The 17,757-nt window shown below is 69.1% G+C and carries 20 protein-coding genes; 10 read left to right on the top strand and 10 right to left on the bottom strand.

Annotated features, from left to right (window positions below; all coding sequences use genetic code 11):
* Window positions 1-6 precede the first annotated feature (6 nt).
* The 3 genes from ABZ833_RS21330 to ABZ833_RS21320 form a co-directional block, all read right to left on the bottom strand.
* Window positions 7-363: a DUF2516 family protein gene (locus ABZ833_RS21330; RefSeq protein WP_361048912.1), complete on the bottom strand. Its 357-nt coding sequence runs from the start codon at window positions 361-363 to the stop codon at window positions 7-9.
* An 89-nt stretch (window positions 364-452) separates the two neighbouring features.
* Window positions 453-1,052 (bottom strand): hypothetical protein, encoded by a 600-nt coding sequence (locus ABZ833_RS21325; protein ID WP_361048910.1) that lies wholly within the window; start codon window positions 1,050-1,052, stop codon window positions 453-455.
* A gap of 25 nt (window positions 1,053-1,077) precedes the next feature.
* Window positions 1,078-1,557, bottom strand: a complete 480-nt coding sequence (locus tag ABZ833_RS21320; RefSeq protein WP_361048908.1) for a helix-turn-helix transcriptional regulator — start codon at window positions 1,555-1,557, stop codon at window positions 1,078-1,080.
* 124 nt (window positions 1,558-1,681) lie between these two features.
* Between ABZ833_RS21320 and ABZ833_RS21315 the strand changes: the two genes are divergently transcribed.
* The 4 genes from ABZ833_RS21315 to ABZ833_RS21300 are packed head-to-tail and all read left to right on the top strand — an operon-like array spanning window position 1,682 to window position 4,105.
* Window positions 1,682-2,236 (top strand): NUDIX domain-containing protein, encoded by a 555-nt coding sequence (locus ABZ833_RS21315; protein ID WP_361048906.1) that lies wholly within the window; start codon window positions 1,682-1,684, stop codon window positions 2,234-2,236.
* The gene (locus ABZ833_RS21310; protein WP_361049642.1) at window positions 2,217-3,206 is read left to right on the top strand and encodes a membrane dipeptidase; all 990 of its coding nucleotides are present in this window, start codon (window positions 2,217-2,219) and stop codon (window positions 3,204-3,206) included. Before ABZ833_RS21315 ends, ABZ833_RS21310 begins: the two co-directional genes overlap by 20 nt.
* 52 nt (window positions 3,207-3,258) lie before the next feature.
* A complete protein-coding gene (locus ABZ833_RS21305) occupies window positions 3,259-3,678 on the top strand; it encodes a helix-turn-helix transcriptional regulator (protein WP_249592943.1) in 420 nt (139 codons plus the stop codon).
* A gap of 10 nt (window positions 3,679-3,688) precedes the next feature.
* Window positions 3,689-4,105, top strand: coding sequence for a VOC family protein (locus tag ABZ833_RS21300; RefSeq protein ID WP_249589144.1), 417 nt, complete (start codon window positions 3,689-3,691; stop codon window positions 4,103-4,105).
* 30 nt (window positions 4,106-4,135) lie between these two features.
* On the opposite strand, the gene ABZ833_RS21295 is transcribed toward ABZ833_RS21300, so the two are convergent.
* Together ABZ833_RS21295 and ABZ833_RS21290 are read right to left on the bottom strand one after the other, a co-directional pair.
* Complete coding sequence (locus ABZ833_RS21295) at window positions 4,136-4,597, bottom strand: pyridoxamine 5'-phosphate oxidase family protein (protein WP_361048904.1); 462 nt, start codon at window positions 4,595-4,597, stop codon at window positions 4,136-4,138.
* 49 nt (window positions 4,598-4,646) lie between these two features.
* Window positions 4,647-5,672: a helix-turn-helix domain-containing protein gene (locus tag ABZ833_RS21290; protein WP_361048902.1), complete on the bottom strand. Its 1,026-nt coding sequence runs from the start codon at window positions 5,670-5,672 to the stop codon at window positions 4,647-4,649.
* A 109-nt stretch (window positions 5,673-5,781) separates the two neighbouring features.
* Here ABZ833_RS21290 and ABZ833_RS21285 point away from each other — a divergent pair, with 109 nt between their 5' ends.
* Window positions 5,782-6,711 carry an NAD(P)-binding domain-containing protein gene (locus ABZ833_RS21285; protein WP_361048900.1) on the top strand — a complete coding sequence of 310 codons (930 nt, stop codon included), beginning with the start codon at window positions 5,782-5,784 and terminating at the stop codon, window positions 6,709-6,711.
* A 91-nt stretch (window positions 6,712-6,802) separates the two neighbouring features.
* A complete protein-coding gene (locus ABZ833_RS21280) occupies window positions 6,803-8,278 on the top strand; it encodes a penicillin-binding protein 2 (RefSeq protein ID WP_361048898.1) in 1,476 nt (491 codons plus the stop codon).
* A 14-nt stretch (window positions 8,279-8,292) separates the two neighbouring features.
* On the opposite strand, the gene ABZ833_RS21275 is transcribed toward ABZ833_RS21280, so the two are convergent.
* From ABZ833_RS21275 to ABZ833_RS21265, 3 genes are read right to left on the bottom strand one after another with little or no spacing between them, the layout of a single operon-like run.
* Window positions 8,293-9,150, bottom strand: coding sequence for an SRPBCC family protein (locus ABZ833_RS21275; protein WP_361048896.1), 858 nt, complete (start codon window positions 9,148-9,150; stop codon window positions 8,293-8,295).
* 29 nt (window positions 9,151-9,179) lie between these two features.
* Window positions 9,180-9,494, bottom strand: coding sequence for a metalloregulator ArsR/SmtB family transcription factor (locus ABZ833_RS21270; protein WP_361048894.1), 315 nt, complete (start codon window positions 9,492-9,494; stop codon window positions 9,180-9,182).
* Window positions 9,495-9,552: 58 nt separating this feature from the next.
* Window positions 9,553-11,667, bottom strand: a complete 2,115-nt coding sequence (locus tag ABZ833_RS21265) for an AAA family ATPase (RefSeq protein WP_361048892.1) — start codon at window positions 11,665-11,667, stop codon at window positions 9,553-9,555.
* Between the two features lie 179 nt (window positions 11,668-11,846).
* Here ABZ833_RS21265 and ABZ833_RS21260 point away from each other — a divergent pair, with 179 nt between their 5' ends.
* Window positions 11,847-12,509 carry a TetR/AcrR family transcriptional regulator gene (locus tag ABZ833_RS21260; RefSeq protein WP_361049640.1) on the top strand — a complete coding sequence of 221 codons (663 nt, stop codon included), beginning with the start codon at window positions 11,847-11,849 and terminating at the stop codon, window positions 12,507-12,509.
* Window positions 12,510-12,822: 313 nt separating this feature from the next.
* Here the strand turns inward: ABZ833_RS21260 and ABZ833_RS21255 are convergent, their stop codons facing one another.
* Complete coding sequence (locus ABZ833_RS21255) at window positions 12,823-13,545, bottom strand: TetR/AcrR family transcriptional regulator (RefSeq protein ID WP_361048890.1); 723 nt, start codon at window positions 13,543-13,545, stop codon at window positions 12,823-12,825.
* A gap of 245 nt (window positions 13,546-13,790) precedes the next feature.
* On the opposite strand from ABZ833_RS21255, the gene ABZ833_RS21250 reads away from it, so the two are divergent.
* Complete coding sequence (locus ABZ833_RS21250; protein ID WP_361048888.1) at window positions 13,791-14,822, top strand: ATP-binding cassette domain-containing protein; 1,032 nt, start codon at window positions 13,791-13,793, stop codon at window positions 14,820-14,822.
* Entirely contained in the window at window positions 14,807-15,553 is a 747-nt protein-coding gene (locus ABZ833_RS21245; RefSeq protein ID WP_361048886.1) for an ABC transporter permease, read from the top strand. Before ABZ833_RS21250 ends, ABZ833_RS21245 begins: the two co-directional genes overlap by 16 nt.
* Window positions 15,554-15,654: 101 nt before the next feature.
* Here the strand turns inward: ABZ833_RS21245 and ABZ833_RS21240 are convergent, their stop codons facing one another.
* Window positions 15,655-16,749 carry an aminoglycoside phosphotransferase family protein gene (locus tag ABZ833_RS21240; protein ID WP_361048885.1) on the bottom strand — a complete coding sequence of 365 codons (1,095 nt, stop codon included), beginning with the start codon at window positions 16,747-16,749 and terminating at the stop codon, window positions 15,655-15,657.
* 246 nt (window positions 16,750-16,995) lie between these two features.
* On the opposite strand from ABZ833_RS21240, the gene ABZ833_RS21235 reads away from it, so the two are divergent.
* Window positions 16,996-17,748 (top strand): HAD family hydrolase, encoded by a 753-nt coding sequence (locus ABZ833_RS21235; protein WP_361048883.1) that lies wholly within the window; start codon window positions 16,996-16,998, stop codon window positions 17,746-17,748.
* Window positions 17,749-17,757: the final 9 nt, after the last annotated feature.

The following is a 17,757-nucleotide window of genomic DNA, read 5'->3' as shown; positions in this document are numbered from 1 at the left end:
AGACTTCTAGCGACCGCCGTTGTACGGCCCGTAAGGACCGTCGCTGCTTGAGCCGCCGCCGCGGCGTCCGCCGCCCCCGCCGGTGATCTGCCGCAGCGCGGGGCGCACGTCGACCATGTAGACGATGGTCGCGATGAGCCCGATGATCGGCAGGAACGACAGGATGTTGAAGATCAGGTTCACGATGAAGGCGAGCGCGAGGATGATCAGCCAGAACGGCTTGGTCTTCTTGTCCGCCGCGCGATAGGCGTCCTCACGCCGGATGGCCGCGTCGACCAGCGCGAAGCCGCTGAAGACGATCAGCGCCAACGACAGCAGCCACATGAAGTTCGCGAACCCCTGCATCAGCACAACGTCCACCACCAGTCTCGGCTCTTGATTACGCGGACACCGTACCCGCTACCCGGAGAACGGGCCGGGCACTTCTGGAGTGCCCGTCCCCTTCTCACCGGTTACTTGGCGGGCGGCGTGGTCTTCTTCGCCGCGGGCTTGCGGGCGGCCGGGGCCTTCTTGGCGGCGGGCTTCTTCGCCGAGGCCGCGGCCTTCGGCTCGGAGGACGCGGACGTCCCCGCGTCGGCCGACGCCGGCTTCTCGTCGGCGTCCGGCTCGACGGCCACGGCCAGCTCGGTGATCTCCTCGGCGGCCTCGCCGCGCCAGGTCTTCACGGCCTGCTCGCCGTGCTCGGCGACCTCTTCGTACTTCTCGCGCGCCTTCACGGCGTACTCGGCGGCGACGCCGACCGAGCTGAGGGCGAGGCCCTGAGCGCTCTCGCCCAGCTTCTTCAGGTCCGTGTCGAGCGTGCCGAGCAGCTCGGCGACCCTGGCCTGAAGGGTCTCCTGCGCCTCCTTGGCGCGGGCGACGGCCTTGTCCTGGACGGCCTTGGTGTCGGTGTTGCGCACGGCGTCGATACGGGCGGGCGCCTCGGCGATCAGCTGCTCGATGGCGCCCGGCACCTTCTTCGCCTGCTGGAACGCCAGGTCGGCGGTGCCGACGACGAAGTAGGCGGGGGTGGTGTCGGTGAGGGTGTTGCGCAGGTCGTCCTTGATGGCCATGGCGATGGTCCTCCCGGATTCGCGTTCAGTTTGAGGGATGGTCCTTGGGGTCGGCATCACTGCCGTCGGCCGTGCGGGGGCCGTCAGCGGTGGCATCCACGTCGTCCGCGTACGAAGCCTCGTCGGCGTACGACGCGTCATCCGCGTACCCCGAGACCTCGAAGCCGTTCTCTTTTCTGAACGACTCGTAGATCTGCAACAGGACCTGCTTCTGCCGCTCGTTGATGGAGGGGTCGGCGAGGATGACGGCGCGCGTCTCCAGCTCGTCCCGCTCCTTCTCGTCGAGGATCCCGGCCCGGACATACAGCGTCTCGGCGGAGATCCGCAGCGCCTTGGCCACCTGTTGCAGCACTTCGGCGCTCGGCTTGCGCAGGCCGCGCTCGATCTGGCTCAGATACGGATTGGACACCCCGGCGGCGTCGGCGAGCTGCCTGAGCGAGAGCTGCGCGTTGCGCCGCTGCTCACGCAGATACTCACCGAGATTGCCGACGTTGAGTGATGCCATGCCCCGATACTGCACGCCCCTTGCTAACTATTGCAAGCACCTGCTTGCAAAAGTGCGCTACGCCACTGGACGCCACTGCCTGAGGGAGGCAGCGCTGTCAGTGGGCCCTGTCAGGGTGTGCGGCGTGGATGAAGGCGTTGATGAAGGCGTTGATGAACTGGTGGAGCGTGTCGACGAGCACGATCGTGTGCTGGGGGCGGTGGTCAGCCGCCGGCAGGCCGTCCGGGAGGGCTGGCTGCACCGGGTCGCCGTGACGCTGTGCCGTGATGGGCGGGGGCGGATCCTCGTTCACCGGCGGTCGGAGCACCTGGCGCGCTTCCCCGGGCTCTACGAGGTCACGGTCGGTGGCGCCGTGGCTGTCGGTGAGTCCTATGAACAGGCCGCCGCGCGGGAGCTGGCCGAAGAGCTGGGCGTTCGTGTGCTGCCGCGCCTGCTGTTCACGTTCCTCAGCCGCGGCGGTCTGAGCCCTCACTGGCTCGGCGTGCACGAAGCCGTGGTGCCCGATGCCGTGGTCGCCGACCCCGATGAGGTCGCCTGGCACGGCTGGCTGACCGAGCCGGAGCTGCGGTCGGCCCTGCTGGAGTGGCGCTTCACCCCGGACAGTCACGACGCCTTCGGCCGGTATCTCAACTGGGGCTCGCGCCAAGGCAGTCGGCATGATGCGTACCGTGCCGAATGAATCCTCAGGACCGCGCCGCCCGCCCCTGCTGTGGGAGCAGCACTGCTGTCTGCCGTTGGAGCGGCACGCGGACGTGGGCGAACTGGCCCGCTACAGCCGGCCGGGCGGCAGCTTCGTCTCGGTGAACGTGGGCTATGCGCCGCACAGCGCTTACGACGTCACAGGGCTGGCCGCCGCCTGGCGGGCGCGGATCGCCGCGGACGCCCGTCTGCGCCTGGCCACGAGCATCGATGCCGTCGAGGCCGCCGGGCGTGCGGATGAGGTCGCGGTCGCCTTCGACCTGGAGGATTCCGGTCCGCTGGAGGGGCAGTTGGACCGGGTACGTCACTTCTACGACCTCGGCGTCCGCACGATGCTGCCCAGCTACAACAACCGGAACGCCGCGGGCGGCGGTTGCCTGGACGAGGTCGACGAGGGGCTCACCGCCTACGGCCGGGCACTCGTGCGGGAGATGAACGCGGTCGGCATGGTGGCGGACGGATCGCACTGCGGCGCCCGTACCGGCCTCGACCTGTGCGAGGTCTCCGAGCAGCCGGTGATCTACAGCCACTCGTGCATGCGCTCGGTGTGGGACCACCCCCGCAACATCACCGACGAGCAGGCCAAGGAGTGTGCCGCCACGGGTGGAGTCATCGGCATCACCGGTGTCGGGATCTTCCTCGGCCCCAACGACGCCGGCATCGACGCGTTCGTGCGGCACATCGACCACGCCGTCGACCTCGTCGGACCGGAACACGTCGGAGTCTCGAGCGACTACCCGTTCGACCACGAGGACTTCAACGCGATGCTCACACAGAACCCGGAGCTGTTCCCCGCCTGCTACACCGGCTGGGGGCCGATCGACTTCATGCCGCCGGAAGGGCTGCTGACCGTCGAAGACGCGCTTCTCGCACGGGGGTACCCCCACGACGCCGTGGCCGCGATTCTGGGCGGCAACTTCCGCCGCGTCGCCGCACTGGTGTGGCGGTAGCCCGACCGGCGTCCCCCGTTCGCCGGCGGTCGGTAACGTAGCTGGTGTGTCTGTGTCTCTCTCCGACCTCGTCCGGCTGCGCCAGGCCCGTGACCGCATGGACCGCGACTACGCGGAGCCCCTGGACGTCCCGGCCCTGGCACGGGCTGCCCTGATGTCGCCCGGGCACTTCTCGCGCAGCTTCCGCGCCGCCTACGACGAGACGCCGTACAGCTATCTCATGACCCGCCGGATCGAGCGGGCCAAGGCGCTGCTGCGGCGCGGCGACCTCTCGGTGACGGAGGTCTGCATGGCGGTGGGCTGTACCTCGCTCGGATCGTTCAGCTCACGGTTCACCGAGCTGGTCGGCGAGAGCCCCAGCGCCTACCGGGCCCGCGACCACGGCGACAGCGCCGCCATCCCGGCCTGCATCGCCAAGATCCGCACCCGTCCGGTCAGGAACGGAGAAGCGAAACCCCCGGCCACTCCGTAGCGTGAAACGCATGGAAATCAACCTCGCACAGTGTTTCATCGCCGTCGACGACCACGACAAGGCGCTCGCCTTCTACCGTGACGCGCTGGGCCTCGAAGTACGCAATGACGTCGGCTTCGAGGGGATGCGCTGGGTGACGCTCGGTTCGCCGTCGCAGCCGGACGTCGAGATCGTCATCGAGCCGCCGCTCGCGGACCCGAACGCCACCGACGCCGACCGGCAGGCCGTGGCCGAGCTGATGGCCAAGGGCCTGCTGCGCGGCGTCATCTTCCGGACCGACGACGTGGACGCCACGTTCGAGCAGGTCCGTGCCGCGGGCGGCGAGGTGCTCCAGGAGCCGATGGACCAGCCGTACGGCGTCCGCGACTGCGCCTTCCGCGACCCGGCGGGGAACATGCTGCGGATCAACCAGCCGAGCAAGAAGTAGCGGCAGGGGTACGAACAGGCTTCGGCGGGGCTACGCCACCCATGCCCCGTCCCGCATGAGGACCCTGCCGGTCAGCTCGTGCTCGCCGCGCCAGGCGCGCACCGTTCCCGGCGTCACGCGCAGGTACAGGAAGGGGCCCTCCTCCTTGCGCGGGTCCCAGCCGAACTTGCCCGCGAACCCGTCCGCGGCGTCCTGCGGGACGTCACGGGCCAAGAAGCACTCCGCCTCGCCCTGCACGAGCACCACGTCGGCGGTGTCCGGCAGCGCGAGGCGTACGCGTGGCTCCTGGCGCGCGTTGCGGGCCGTCGCGGAGTTCGCGCCGGTGCACATCCACAGCGCCAGGCCGTCCCACCAGAACCACAGGGGCACCTGGTGCGGGCCGTGCTGCGGGTGGGACGTCGACAGCCAGATGTCCCGCTCCCGGTCGAGGCGTTCCAGCGTCTCGCGCCTGCGCTGCGGGCCTTCGCGTCGAACGATCTCCGAGTTCTGCATGATCGCCGACCCTAGTGAGCGTCCTCGCACCGCGCATGGGGCGCTGGTCCTACACCCCAGGACTGACACCGGTGTCGACACCAGCACCGGCACCGAACGCCCGCCGGTAGTCCCCCGGTGACACCCCCACCTGCTTGAGGAAGTGGTGCCGGAGGTTGTTCGCCGTGCCGAGGCCGCTCAGCTCGGCGACCTTGTCGATCGGGGCGGCCGTCGACTCAAGGAGGCTCTGCGCGCGGGCCAGGCGCTGGTTGAGCAGCCACTGGAGCGGGGTCGTGCCGGTGGCCGCCTGGAGGCGGCGGTAGAGCGTGCGCGGGCTCATCGCCGCGCGGCGCGCCAGGTCATCGACCGTCAGGGGGCGGTCGAGGCGGGCCCGCGCCCAGTCGAGTACGGGGCCGAGGCCCTCGTCGTCCGTCGGCGGGACGGAGAGATCGATGAACTGGGCCTGGCCCCCTGGGCGGTGAGCGGGTACGACCATGCGGCGGGCCAGCTGGTTGGCGACGTGCGCGCCCAGGTCGCGGCGGACCAGATGCAGGCACAGGTCGAGGCCCGCGCTCACGCCCGCGCTGGTCAGGACGTCGCCGTCGTCCACGTAGAGCACGGAGTCGTCGACCTCCACCTTCGGGTAGCGGGCAGCGAGCTGGGCGGTGTGCATCCAGTGCGCGGTGGCCCTGCGGCCGTCGAGCAGTCCCGCCTCGGCGAGCGCGAAGGCGCCGGTGCACAGGGAGACCATGCGGGCGCCCGCGTCGTACGCGCGACGCAGCGTCGAGGCCAGACCGTCCGGCAGCGGGCGGCCCTCCTCCACACAGGCGTCCGGCACGGACGTGACGATGACCGTGTCCGCCCCGACGATGCCGTCCAGGCCGTACGGCGTGCGCACCGAGAGGCCGAAGTCGGACGCTCCCGAGCCCGAGCCCTCGCCCTCGTACGCGCTGCACAGCCGGAAGTCGTACCAGTGGTCCGACAGGTCCGGCTGCGGCTTCCCGAACACCGTGCAGGGGATGCTCAGTTCGTACAGATCCCACGACGGGATCGCTATCTCATCGGTCACGACCAGGGCGACGGAACCAGCGCTCATACGGTGAGACTAGGCCGCCGCGCGGCACGGCGGGACGTGGCAGGAATTTGGTGGGCGCCGTCATCCCTGTCACTGTCCTGCGAGGCCGCCCGCTGCGAGCGTGGTCCGCATGAGCACAGAGAACACCGTCACCGCGGGGAAGACCCCCGTCACCGTCATCGGCCTCGGCAACATGGGCTCCGCCCTCGCCGCCACCCTCCTGGAGAACGGCCACCCCACCACCGTCTGGAACCGTTCCGCGGCCAAGGCCAAGCCCCTCGTCGACCGGGGCGCACACCTCGCCGCGACCCCCGAAGAGGCCGTCGCGGCAAGCCCGTTGATCCTCGTCTGCGTCCTCGACCACGACGCCCTGCACACCGTCCTGGACCCCGTCGCCGAATCCCTCGCCGGATCCCTCTCCGGCAAGGCCCTGGTCAACGTCACCTCCGGCTCACCGGAGCAGGCCGACGAGGCGGCGGCGTGGGCCGCACCGCTGGGGCTCGGCTATCTCGACGGGGCGATCATGACCACGCCGCCGGGCGTCGGGACCCCGGAGATGATGTTCCTCTACAGCGGCTCGGCCGAGGTGTTCGAGGAGCACCGTGCGGCGCTCGCCGTGCTCGGCGACCCGCTCTACCTGGGCCAGGAGCCGGGCCGGGCCTCGCTCTACGACGTGGCCCTGCTCGGCCTGATGTGGTCGACGTTCACCGGCTGGCTGCACGGAACGGCCCTGGTCGGCGCGGACGCGACCAAGGCCGCCGACTTCACGCCCGTCGCCATCCGCTGGATGACCCACGCGGTCGCCGGATTCCTCGCCACGTACGCCCCTCAGGTGGACGCGGGCCACTATCCGGGCGACGACGCCACCGTCGACGTACAGATCGCGACGGTCGGCCACCTCATCCACGCGGCGGCCGACCGCGGCATCGACAACGCGCTGCCGGAGCTCCTGAAGGCCACCATGGAGCGCGCGAGCGCGGCCGGGCACGGCTCCGACAGCTACGCGAGCGTGATCGAGGTGCTTCGCGGACAACGGCAGGGCGACGGAACTCGCGTGTGACCATTCGGCAACAACCCGGGTAAGACCCGTACATCCGTGTGCATGATGAAGCCTCATCCTGTCCTGGTGTCACGGGTCTTGGGGGGACCGTATGAACAGGCCGCTGCGCCACATAGCCGTCTTCTGCGGGGTGCTCACGCTCGCCCTGCTCCTGCGCGCGACCTGGGTGCAGTTCGCCGAGGGCGAGTCGCTGGCCAAGCACGACAAGAACCGGCGCGTGCAGATCGAGGCCTTCTCGCACCCCCGTGGCGACATCATCGTCGGCGGCAAGCCGATCACCGGCTCGAAGGAAGTCAGCGGCACCGACTTCAAGTACCAGCGGGTCTTCAAGAACGGCCCCATGTACGCGCCGATCACCGGCTACTTCTCGCAGGCCCAGGGAGCGACCTTCCTGGAAGGCGTCGAGAACGACGTGCTCAGCGGCGACGACGACCGCCTCTTCATCCGCCGCACCCTGGACATGCTGACCGGTGAGAAGCGCCAGGGCGGCGACGTCATCACGACCATCGACCCCAAGGCCCAACAGGCCGCCTACAAGGGTCTCGTGGACCTGAACGCCCGGGGCGCGGTCGTCGCGCTCGACCCGCGCTCCGGGAAGGTCCTCGCGATGGCGAGCACCCCCTCGTACGACCCCTCCGTCTTCGCGGGGATCTCGCAGAAGGAGGGCAAGGAGTTCACGCGGCTCAGCAAGAACAAGGACAAGCCGCTCTCCAACCGCGCGCTGCGCGAGATCTACCCGCCCGGATCCACCTTCAAGATCCTCACCGCGGCGGCCGCCCTGGAGCACGGCGTGATCGACGACATCGACGAGCCCACCGGCGCCAAGGCCCCCTACAAGCTGCCGCTCAGCTCGACGACGATCGGCAACGACGTGACCGGCGCCCCCTGCGACAAGGCCTCGCTGAAGGTCGGCATGCAGTGGTCCTGCAACAACGTCTTCCTCGACACCGCGCTCAAGGTCGGCGAGGACGACATGCGCGAGACGGCGGAGAAGTTCGGCTTCAACAAGCAGCAGTTCATCCCCGTCCGCTCGTCCGCGAGCAGCTACCCGGACGGCCTCGACAAGCCGCAGACCGCGCTGACCGGCATGGGCCAGGGCAGCCTGACCAGTACGCCGCTGCAGATGGCGATGGTCGCCGCGGGACTCGCCAACGACGGCAAGCTGATGAAGCCGTACATGGTCGAGGAGCTGCGCGGCCCCGACCTCTCGACGATCGAGAAGGGCAGCCCGGAGGTCCTCGAGCAGGCCGTCTCCGAGGACACCGCGGGCAAGGTGCAGGAAATGATGGAGCACACCGTCGAGGAGGGCACGGCGAACAAGGCGCAGATCGACGGCGTCACGGTCGGCGGCAAGACCGGCACCGCCCAGCACGGCTCGGACGTCAACGACGAGCGTCCGTACGCCTGGTTCGTCTCCTACGCCAAGAACGAGGACGGCTCGTCGCCGGTCGCGGTCGCGGTGTTCGTCGACCCGAAGGACATGAACATCCCGCGCGAGGAGATCGCGGGCGGGAAGCTGGGGGCGCCGATCGCGAAGGCGGTGATGGAGGCGGTACTGGACGACTAGTCCTGGCTGACCCGTCAGCCCTCCAGGAGCCGTCCCGCGAGCCGCTCGATGCGGGCGTGCCAGGCGGCGAGCGCCTCGTCCGTGGCCGCCGCGCCGCCGAAGGGCCCGGTCTGCGTCAGGACGAGCCGGGTGCCGTAGCCCGTGCCCTCGCCGAGCTCCCAGCGCACCTCACCCTTGGGATGCACGGCGTACGTGAGCGACACCGGTGCCCGCAGCGCGGTGACGGGACCCGCGGACACGCCGTCCGCAAGGAACCCGTCGGGTGCCGTGTCGCCCTCCAACGGCTCCTCGCCCGAGCAGAGTTCGGCCCACACCGCGTCCGCCGACCGCACCAGCTGACGCTCGAAACGGATGCCGTCGCCGGTCACCGCCCCGTGCCCCAGGTCGAACTGCTCCAGATACGCCTCGTGCAGTTCCCCCGCGTCCCGGCTCACCTCGGCCTGCCCGCCGTCCAGGAACTGGCCGAGAGCCGAGATGCACAGCTGCCAGCCCGCGGCGAAGCTCGGGGCGCCGAAGCGGTCGCCGAAGGTGTGGACGAGGGTCAGGAGCGAGCCCCGGCCGTCGGGGCCGTCCGGGGCGATCTCCCAGCGCAGGTGGTCGTCGCCCCAGCTGAAGGCGAAGAGGCGTGGCTCGTCGGCGTCGGTGACCTCGCCGGTCATGCCGGGGCCCTCGTCGCCGGGGAAGTGGAAGCCCATCGCGCCGCCGGGCCGCAGCTCGAGGGTCACCTCGGAGGGGAACCACTGGGCGAGGTGTGCGGGCTGCGTGATCGCGGCCCAGACCTTGGCGGGCGGGTGCGCGAGGCGGCGCTCCATCCGCAGGACGTTCCGGCCGCCGTCGTCGCCGGGGGTGAGGGTGTCGGAGTGCGGGTTCATGAGGAGTCACCGTCCATGTTCATCGTTCATCAGGACTCACCGTCCATGACGTCGAGGTGCCGTTCGAGGGCGTCGAGCCGGTCCGACCAGAGGTGCCGGTAGTGCGCGAGCCACGCGTCGAGCTCGGCGAGGGGCTCGGGCCGCAGCTCGTACCACCGGCGCTGCGCGTCCTGCCGCACCCGCACGAGCCCCGCGTCGCGCAGGACCCGCAGATGCTTGGACGTGCCGGGCTGGCTCAGACCGAGCCGCTCGGTGATCTCACCGACCAGATGGGGACGCTCGAGGAGCAGATCGAGGATCTTCCGTCGGCTCGGCTCGGCGAGGACGTCGAACGGTATGGGCATGCATCGAACATACCTCTCGGGCTATATAACCGCAACGGCATGTTACCCGTCCGCACCCTCACGCCTCCCAGGGCAGCGGCCTGCTGTGCAGTACGTCGAGCCGGGACACCGCCCTGGTCAGGACCACGTAGAGGCGGTGGTGCCCGCGGCTCTCCGCCTCCGCGATGGCGGCGGGCTCGACGGCCACGACATGGTCGTACTCCAGGCCCTTCGCCACGGACGCGGGCAGCACCGTCACCCGCGCGCCCAGGTCGTCCGGCCCGGCGCTGTCGATGCCCGCCGCGGCGAGGGCCTCGCGCAGGCGGGCGGTGTCGGCGTCGGCGGCGATGACGCCGACCGAACCCTCACGGGAGAGCGCGGCCCGCACCGCGTCGACGGCGGCGACACCCACGTCCCGCACCTCCCGGATCCTCAACTCACCGTCCGTACGCAGGGACCGGGCGGGCGGTACGTCGACGTCGAGCGAGGCGAGGACGCGGTTGGCGAGCCCCACGACCGCCTTCGGCACGCGGAAACCGACGGCGAGAGGAGTGACGGAGGCGTCGGGTTTGCCAAGGTGGGCGAGGAGTTCGGGCCAGCAGCGGGCGGCCCACGGGGTGGTGCCCTGGGCGAGGTCGCCGAGGACGGTGAGCGAGCCGAAACCGGCGCGGCGGGCGATCACGCGAGCCTCCATCGGGGAGAGGTCCTGCGCCTCGTCGACGACGATGTGGCCGTACCCCTCGGGCCGTTCGAGCAGCCCGGCGACCTCGTCGAGCAGCACGAGATCGGCGGCGGACCACTTCGCCGACTTGTACGAACGCGGGGGCTTGCCCCAGCGGATCGCCCGCTGCTCGTCGGCATCAAGGATGCCGACGGCAGCGGCGGCGAGCGCTTCGGGGTCGGCCAGCAGCGCGGCGAGCACCTCCTCCGGCCTGACCTTGGGCCAGGCAGCGTCGACGAAGGCCGAGACGGAACGGGCGCGGGAGATCTTCTGCAGCCAGACGTTGTTCACGGCGCCTGCGCGGCGCTCGGCCTGATCCTGGATGTGCCGGACGGCACGGGTGCGCACGCGCTCGCGCCCGACGGCGTACGGAGGTTCCTCGGCGCGTACGTCTGCGATGATCCGCTCCAGGTCGTCGAGCGCGACCCGCCAGGTGTACGAACCGTCCGGCACCGCGATGGAGTCGGTGGGCGCCGCGACGCGCGAGTAGAGCGCGCGGCGCAGGACGGCCGCCATCCGGGCGTCGTGCTTGACGCGCGCCGCGGCCTCGCCGTCCCGGGCCCGGACGGGGGCGGCGGACCTGGCGATCTCGTCCGCGACGGTGGACTGGCGCACGCCGGTCTCGCCGAGGGAGGGGAGCACCTCGGCGATGTAGCGCAGGAAGGTGCGGTTGGGGCCGAGGATGAGCAGTCCGGCGCGCTGCACGCGCTGGGGGTGGGTGTAGAGCAGATACGCGGCGCGGTGCAGGCCGACTGCGGTCTTGCCGGTGCCGGGGGCGCCCTGGACGCAGACGGACGCGGTGAGTTCACCGCGGACGAGGTCGTCCTGCTCGGGCTGGATGGTGGCGGCGATGTCGCGCATGGGGCCGACGCGGGGCCGCTCGATCTCTCCGGCGAGGATGCGGCTGCCGTGCACGGGCGGAGTGCTGGGTGCGGCCGGGGTGTTCGTCGCACTGCCGGCCAGCGGCTCGTCCTCCAGGCCCGTGAGGTCGGCGGATTCACCCTTGCTGCCGGGCGCCCAGCCGAAACGGCGGCGGACGGCGACGCCTTGGGGGGCGCGGGCTCCGGCCTGGTAGAAGGCGCGGGACACGGGGGCGCGCCAGTCGACGACGAGGGGCGGGGCCGAGGGATGTTCCGTGATGCGGAGACGGCCGATGTGGTAGCTCTGCCCGCGGTGATCACCGGCTTGGGCGGCTTCGGGACCGTCGGCGGCGAAGTCGAGACGGCCGAAGAAGAGGGGCGCTTCGGGGAGTTCGCGCATCGCTTTGGCGTGGCTGCGGAACTGGTAGCCGAGCACTTCGGCGTCGGCGCCGGACGCGGAGACGTCCGCTCCTCTGACGACTTGCTCCTCCGCACCGTCGACCATGCCGGTGAGGGCGGTGCGGCAGGTGTCGTGGTACCGGCGCTCGGCGGCGAGGGCGGCTTCCAAGGGATCTTCGGTGACCGTACCGGGGGCTGCGTCGCTTGGCGTCATGCAGCCAAGGGTAACGAAAGATGTAACCGAGTTAAATTTGTTACTCAGAATCACACATGCGGTAGGCTCGCACCATGGCCATGACGGACGAAGAGGCGGGCACCCCGGCTGACACCGGCCCCGCGACCGAGACGACCGACACGGGCGGCCCCGGCCTGCGCGAGCGCAAGAGGCAGCGGATGTACCAGGCGGTCTCCGACGCGGCGATCGCGCTCTTCCTGGAGAAGGGCTTCGAGAAGGTGCCGGTAGCGGAGGTGGCGGCAGCCGCCGAGATCTCCAAGCCGACCCTGTTCCGCTACTTCCCGGCCAAGGAGGACCTCGTACTCCACCGGTTCGCCGACCACGTGGACGAGGCGGCACGGGTGGTGGCCGAGCGCCCCGCGAAGCGCTCCCCCCTGGACGCCTTGCAGCGCCGGTTCCTCGACGGCCTGGAGCACCGGGACCCGGTGACCGGCCTGTGCGACAACGTCCACGTACTCGCCTTCCACCGACTCCTGTACGGAACGCCGTCGCTGGTGGCACGGCTGTACGGCTACCAGGAACGGTCGGAGGCGGCGCTGGGCGAGGCGCTGAGCAAGGCGGCGGTCGACACCTCGGCAGAATCGCCGACCGGACCACGAACCGGACCACGAACCGGACCACGGACTGGATCACCGGACGCGGACGCACTGGCCGCACGGCTGGCAGCCGGCCAGATCATCGCCGTACAACGCATCCTCGCCCTGGAGAACTGGCGCCGGATCGACGCGGGCGAGAGCGCGGAAGCGGTGTGGCCGGAGGCGGTGGTGGCGGCGAACAGAGCGTTCGGGCAGCTGCGTTCGGGATTGACGACATACGCGTGACGAGCACTTAGGGCAATCCCACCTCGGAGGAGAAACGGGATGAACCGGCCCTGAGAGCCCGGCCGGACCCACGCGCCCGCAGTCGGCGCCGAGACGCGAGGGGACGTGCCGGTATGTCCGCACGGAGCACGGTACGAATCAACTCCCCCGCCGAAGCACCCATGCGCTCGGACCGAGATAGCGAGTACGGACATACCGGCACGGCCCCGCCGCCACCCGCGAGGCGACTCCGCACCCGCAACCCCCACCCACCGCCGCTGCGCCGCAGGCCTCCCCACATGCATCCCGCACCCAAAAGAAGACGGCCCACGACCTACCGATCCCCCACCAGCACAGCCACCCCATCCAGCACCCGCCCGATCCCGAACTCGAACTCCATGGGCTCGGCGTCCGCGACGTCGAGGACCCCCGCCGCGAGGGTCCGCCGCAGCGCGGGAAACCGTTCGGGTTCGGTCGAGGTCAGCGCGTCGATGGTGCGCGCGTACCGCCGCATCACCTCGTCGGGCTCCTGGCCCCCCGCCCTCATGGCCCTGTCCAGATCGGCCATGAGCGTGACCTCGTTGCGCACGAACCCGCCCACCAGCATGAGCACGGACAGCTTCCAGCCCTCCTCGAGACCGCTGTCGTCGAGCGCCGCGAGCCCCTGCTCCATCCACTCCAGATAGTGGGGTGACGCGGGCGGCGAGGTGATGGGGATGCGCACGAGCCACAGATGGCGCCGGAAGACCTCGCGCTGAGCCCGCGCCCACCACTCCAGGCGCGCACGCCACCCCGTGACCTCCGGGGGCATCTCGGGCGGCGCCCCGGTGGCCGCGTCCTGCATCAGGACGTACAGCTCGTCCCTGGAGGAGACGTACCGGTAGAGGGACATCGGCGAGACGCCGAGCGCCTTGGCGACCCGCCCCATGGTGACCGCGCCGATCCCCTCCGAGGCGGCGATGGCGATGCCCGCGTCGACGATGCGGTCAAGACTCAGGCCGGGCTTGGGCCCCTTGGACGGCCGCTCGCGCAACCCCCAGGCGGTCTCAAGGCTCACGGACAACCCCGTACCACCGTCACCCTGCGCACCTTCGCCCCGCGCGCCTTCACCCCGCGCACCTTCACCCGACGCGCTCTCGCCCCGCGCACTTTCGCCGCCTGCCGCCATGACCCGCCGCCGCCTCCTCCTGAGCTGCCGTGCTTGACGCACATCGTAGTTCTGCGTAACCCTTACTCAGTAATGCGTAGGCCTTACGCAATAGAAGATGGCACGGCGAGAGCGCCACAACCCCAGGAGCACACATGCCACCCGCGCCACCCCCACCACTCACAAGAGCCCCGGCCGCCGCCATCGAGGCAAAGGCCCTCGCCAAGACGTACGGCGACCCCGGCGACCGCAACGCAGTCCCCGTACTGCGCGGCATCGACCTCCACGTCCAGCCCGGCACCGTCTTCGCCCTCCTCGGCCCGAACGGCGCAGGCAAGACGACGGCCGTCCGCATCCTCACCACGCTCACCACCCCCGACACGGGTACGGCGCGGGTGGCGGGCCACGACATCCGTACGGGGCGACGCGAGGTCCGCCGCGCGATCAGCCTCACCGGCCAGTTCGCGGCGGTCGACGAGACGCAGACCGGCGCGGAGAACCTCCGCATGATGGCGAGGCTCGCGGGCCTGCCCCGCCCGGCGGCCCGCGCCAGGGCAGCCGAACTCCTGGCCCGCTTCGGCCTCACGGAGGCGGGCGACCGCCTGGTCCGCACGTACTCGGGAGGCATGCGCCGCCGCGTGGACCTGGCGGCGGGCCTCGTGGGCGACCCGGAGGTCATCTTCCTGGACGAGCCGACGACGGGCCTGGACCCGCGCAGCCGCCAGGAGATGTGGGAGGTGGTACGGGACCTCACGGCGCAGGGCACGACGGTCTTCCTGACCACTCAATACCTGGAGGAGGCGGACCAACTGGCGGACCACATAGCGGTACTGCACGAGGGAGTGATCGCGGCGGAAGGCTCACCGTCGACGCTGAAGTCCCGGGTGTCGGGCCACCGCCTGGACACGACGCTCACCACCAAGGAGGCCTACCTGCGGCTCTCCCCCAGGGCGACACACCACTCCCCCGAGACCCTGACGCTCGGCTTCCCGACGGACGGAACAGCGAACGCCATACGAGCGCTACTGACGGAACTCGACCCACACCAAACGGACTTGGCAACATTCAACATCCTCACGGCAACGCTGGACGAAGTCTTCCTCTCCCTCACAACCCCGTCGACCCCACCGACCCCACCGATGCCACCGATGCCGAAGGGGGGGGCTGACCCATGTCTGAGGCCCTGATCATGACCGGCCGGGCGATCCGCATCAGCCGCCGCAACGTGGACGCCCTGATCACCTCGATGGCGCTCCCGGTGATGCTCCTGCTGATCTTCGTCTACTTCTTCGGCGGCGCGATCAAGACGGACACGCAGTCGTACGTCACGTACGTCGTCCCGGGAGTCCTCCTCCTCTGCGCCGGCTTCGGCTCGTCGAACACGGCGATAGCGGTGACGGAGGACATGAAGGGCGGCATCATCGACCGCTTCCGTTCATTGGACATCGGCGCCACGCAGATCCTGACGGGCCACGTCATCGCCTCGGTGGCCCGCAACCTCATCGCCACGACCCTGGTGCTCGCGCTGGCCTTCGCCATCGGCTTCCGCCCGTCGGCGACACCGGCGGCCTGGCTGGCGGCAACAGCGATCCTCCTGGCCTTCATCCTGGCCCTGTCCTGGCTCTCGGCAACGGTGGGCCTACTGGCCAAGTCCCCGGAAGCGGCAGGAGGCTTCACCTTCTTCGTGAGCTTCCTCCCCTACCCGAGCAGCGCTTTCGTGGAGACGTCGACCATGCCGGACTGGCTCCGCCCCTTCACCGACAACCAACCGGTGACGCAGGTCATCGACTCCCTACGGGGCCTGCTCCTCAACCAGCAGGTGGGCTCGACCCCTTGGGTGGCCCTGGCTTGGTGCGCGGGAATCCTTGCCGTCTCGGTGGGGGCTTCGGGGGCGCTGTTCAGGAGGCGGACGGCGTGAGGTGCAAGAGAGGCCTGGTGGCACCCCCGAACTCAATCACGAACCCGCCGAGATAGCGGGAGTCGGACAGGATCCGCGTGGCTGTGGTCAGTCGGGCACCGTCACACCCTCGAGGAATCCTTGGTTTGAGACCACTCCGCCAACGCGACCGCGATCTGCCAGTAAGACGGCACGGAGTCCAGACCCAAGGGATCACGAGCGGCGACAAGCACACGCTGAATCCTTCGGCAGGCATGCGGAAGCAACCACCAGTTGAACTTCGTCCCGGCGCCCAGCGTCAATGCGACACGGATGACATCTGTGAAGACGGACTGCGCCCTCTTGAAGCCGAGCAGGCGCGGAAGATCCTCTTCCAAACCTCGGGAGCTACCAGGACTGGCTGCCTCGACGGACTCACGCCAATGTCGGGCCATCAGGGTTTCCTGATGCTCCGGATAGTTCATCAAGTAGAGATGCGTTGCCAAGTCATACAGCGGATCTCCAAACATGGCCAACTCCCAGTCAATTGCCCAGAGTTGACCTTTAAGATCAATGATGAAATTCTCGCGATGCAGGTCGGCATGCAGTAGACAGAAAGGCCGAACCTTCAGCCCGAGCACATGCTTTCTCAGTCGCTCAAAATTTCCCTCATCCACTCCCAGTGACGCGAATAGGCCACCGAACACATCCAGATTCTTCTGATACACCTGCTCCTCGGTAAAACAAATCAGTCGTTCCAGAAATTCTGAAGTATCCCCCTCCCGGGCTTGGTCGCCAGGGACACAGCGCCGGGCCACCGTAACGGCTCCTGGCCGCACACCGGCCAACTGCCTGAAGAATTCGACGACTTGCAGGAACAACGATTCGGGGATTTCGCGCCCCGAACTGTAATGCGCTCCCAGCGTCCGCCCCTCGATGAATCTCTGCAACCCGATACTGCCGGATTCGATGATGTCAGGGATTCCCTTGACGCGCCCGGCCAATTCCCGAAGCAACGCCTCCTCGGATACGAAGCAGCGTCGGTCGAACCAAAGGAGATTTTCGCGCGGCTCCCGGCACTTCCACCGGATTTGCTCAGTCCCATCCGATCGCCCTCCAGGCAACGGGAAGACATACGTCTCGTGGTGGTAGCCCTTGAGCGGGCCTTCAAGCGCACTCTCACTGCCGCTCAATTCAACGGCGCGATGCCACGCCATGGAGGACGATTCGGGTGACATTGCCCGTTCTCTCGCCTGGTGCCGTTCTGACGATGGAGATGAGTAGAGAAGGAGCAGCACATTACTCCATCTCGCGAGGGCATCTCGCCAGATTGCATCGGATTGACCGAGCCTGTCGCCTGCGTGATGGAACGCGCGTGCGCTCGTGCGACAACGCCCTCTCGAAGCCCTGATCACCAGAGCGGCTCGGTAGTAGCCCGGCGGGCCGCCCTGGTCCACACTGGCTGAATGAGTTTGGGGAGGCCCATGGACAAGGGACTGAGCGAGCAGGACGTCTTGGTAAGGCTTCTCAACAGCGCAGAGGCAGTCCTGCTCGACTTTGACGGCCCCATCTGCGATCTCTTCTACGGCAAGCCGACGGCGCCGATCGCAGCCCTGATCAAGGATCAAGCAAGAGGCGTCTGGGGAACCCTGACACCGGAGGTGGAGGCGTGCGTCGACTCGCATGGCCTGCTTCAGTGCCTCCGGGACATGCTCGAGCCGGACTCACACGGACTGACCCGCGACCCTATGCCGCTGAAGTTCGCGGAGTCAGTCGTCAGGGAGTTCGAGGTTGAGGCCGTACAGACCGCCCGGCCTGCAGACCGCGTACAGGACCTGGTAGATCACCTACGCGGCCTGGGAAAAAGCTTGGTCATCGTGAGCAACAACGCTGAGGAACCAGTACGGGAGTACCTCGACGGCGTGGGGCTCCTTCCACAGATCAAGGGGATCTTCGGCCGCGATCCCGACGAACCAAGGCACATGAAACCTGATCCCGACTGCATCCTCCGGGCTCTGGCATACCTTGGCCTGACGCAGTCACCCAACTCCTGCCTCATGGTGGGAGACCAACTCACTGACCTCGAGGCAGCCCGCGCCGCCAAGACACCTTTCCTCGGCTACAGCACAGCTCTTGCGGCCGAGATGAAGACATCCGGCGCAGCCTGGGCTGTCACCTCTCACCAACCGACGATCGAAGCCGCGCAGGTTTTGATGGCGTCAAGGAGCCACAACTAGCCTTCTGGT

Origin of the sequence: Streptomyces sp. NPDC047525 (assembly GCF_040643025.1) — a bacterium.
Taxonomy (GTDB): Bacteria; Actinomycetota; Actinomycetes; order Streptomycetales; family Streptomycetaceae; genus Streptomyces; species Streptomyces durmitorensis.
The sequence above is the reverse complement of the archived record's forward strand: the minus strand, read 5'-3'. Positions and strand labels throughout refer to the sequence as shown.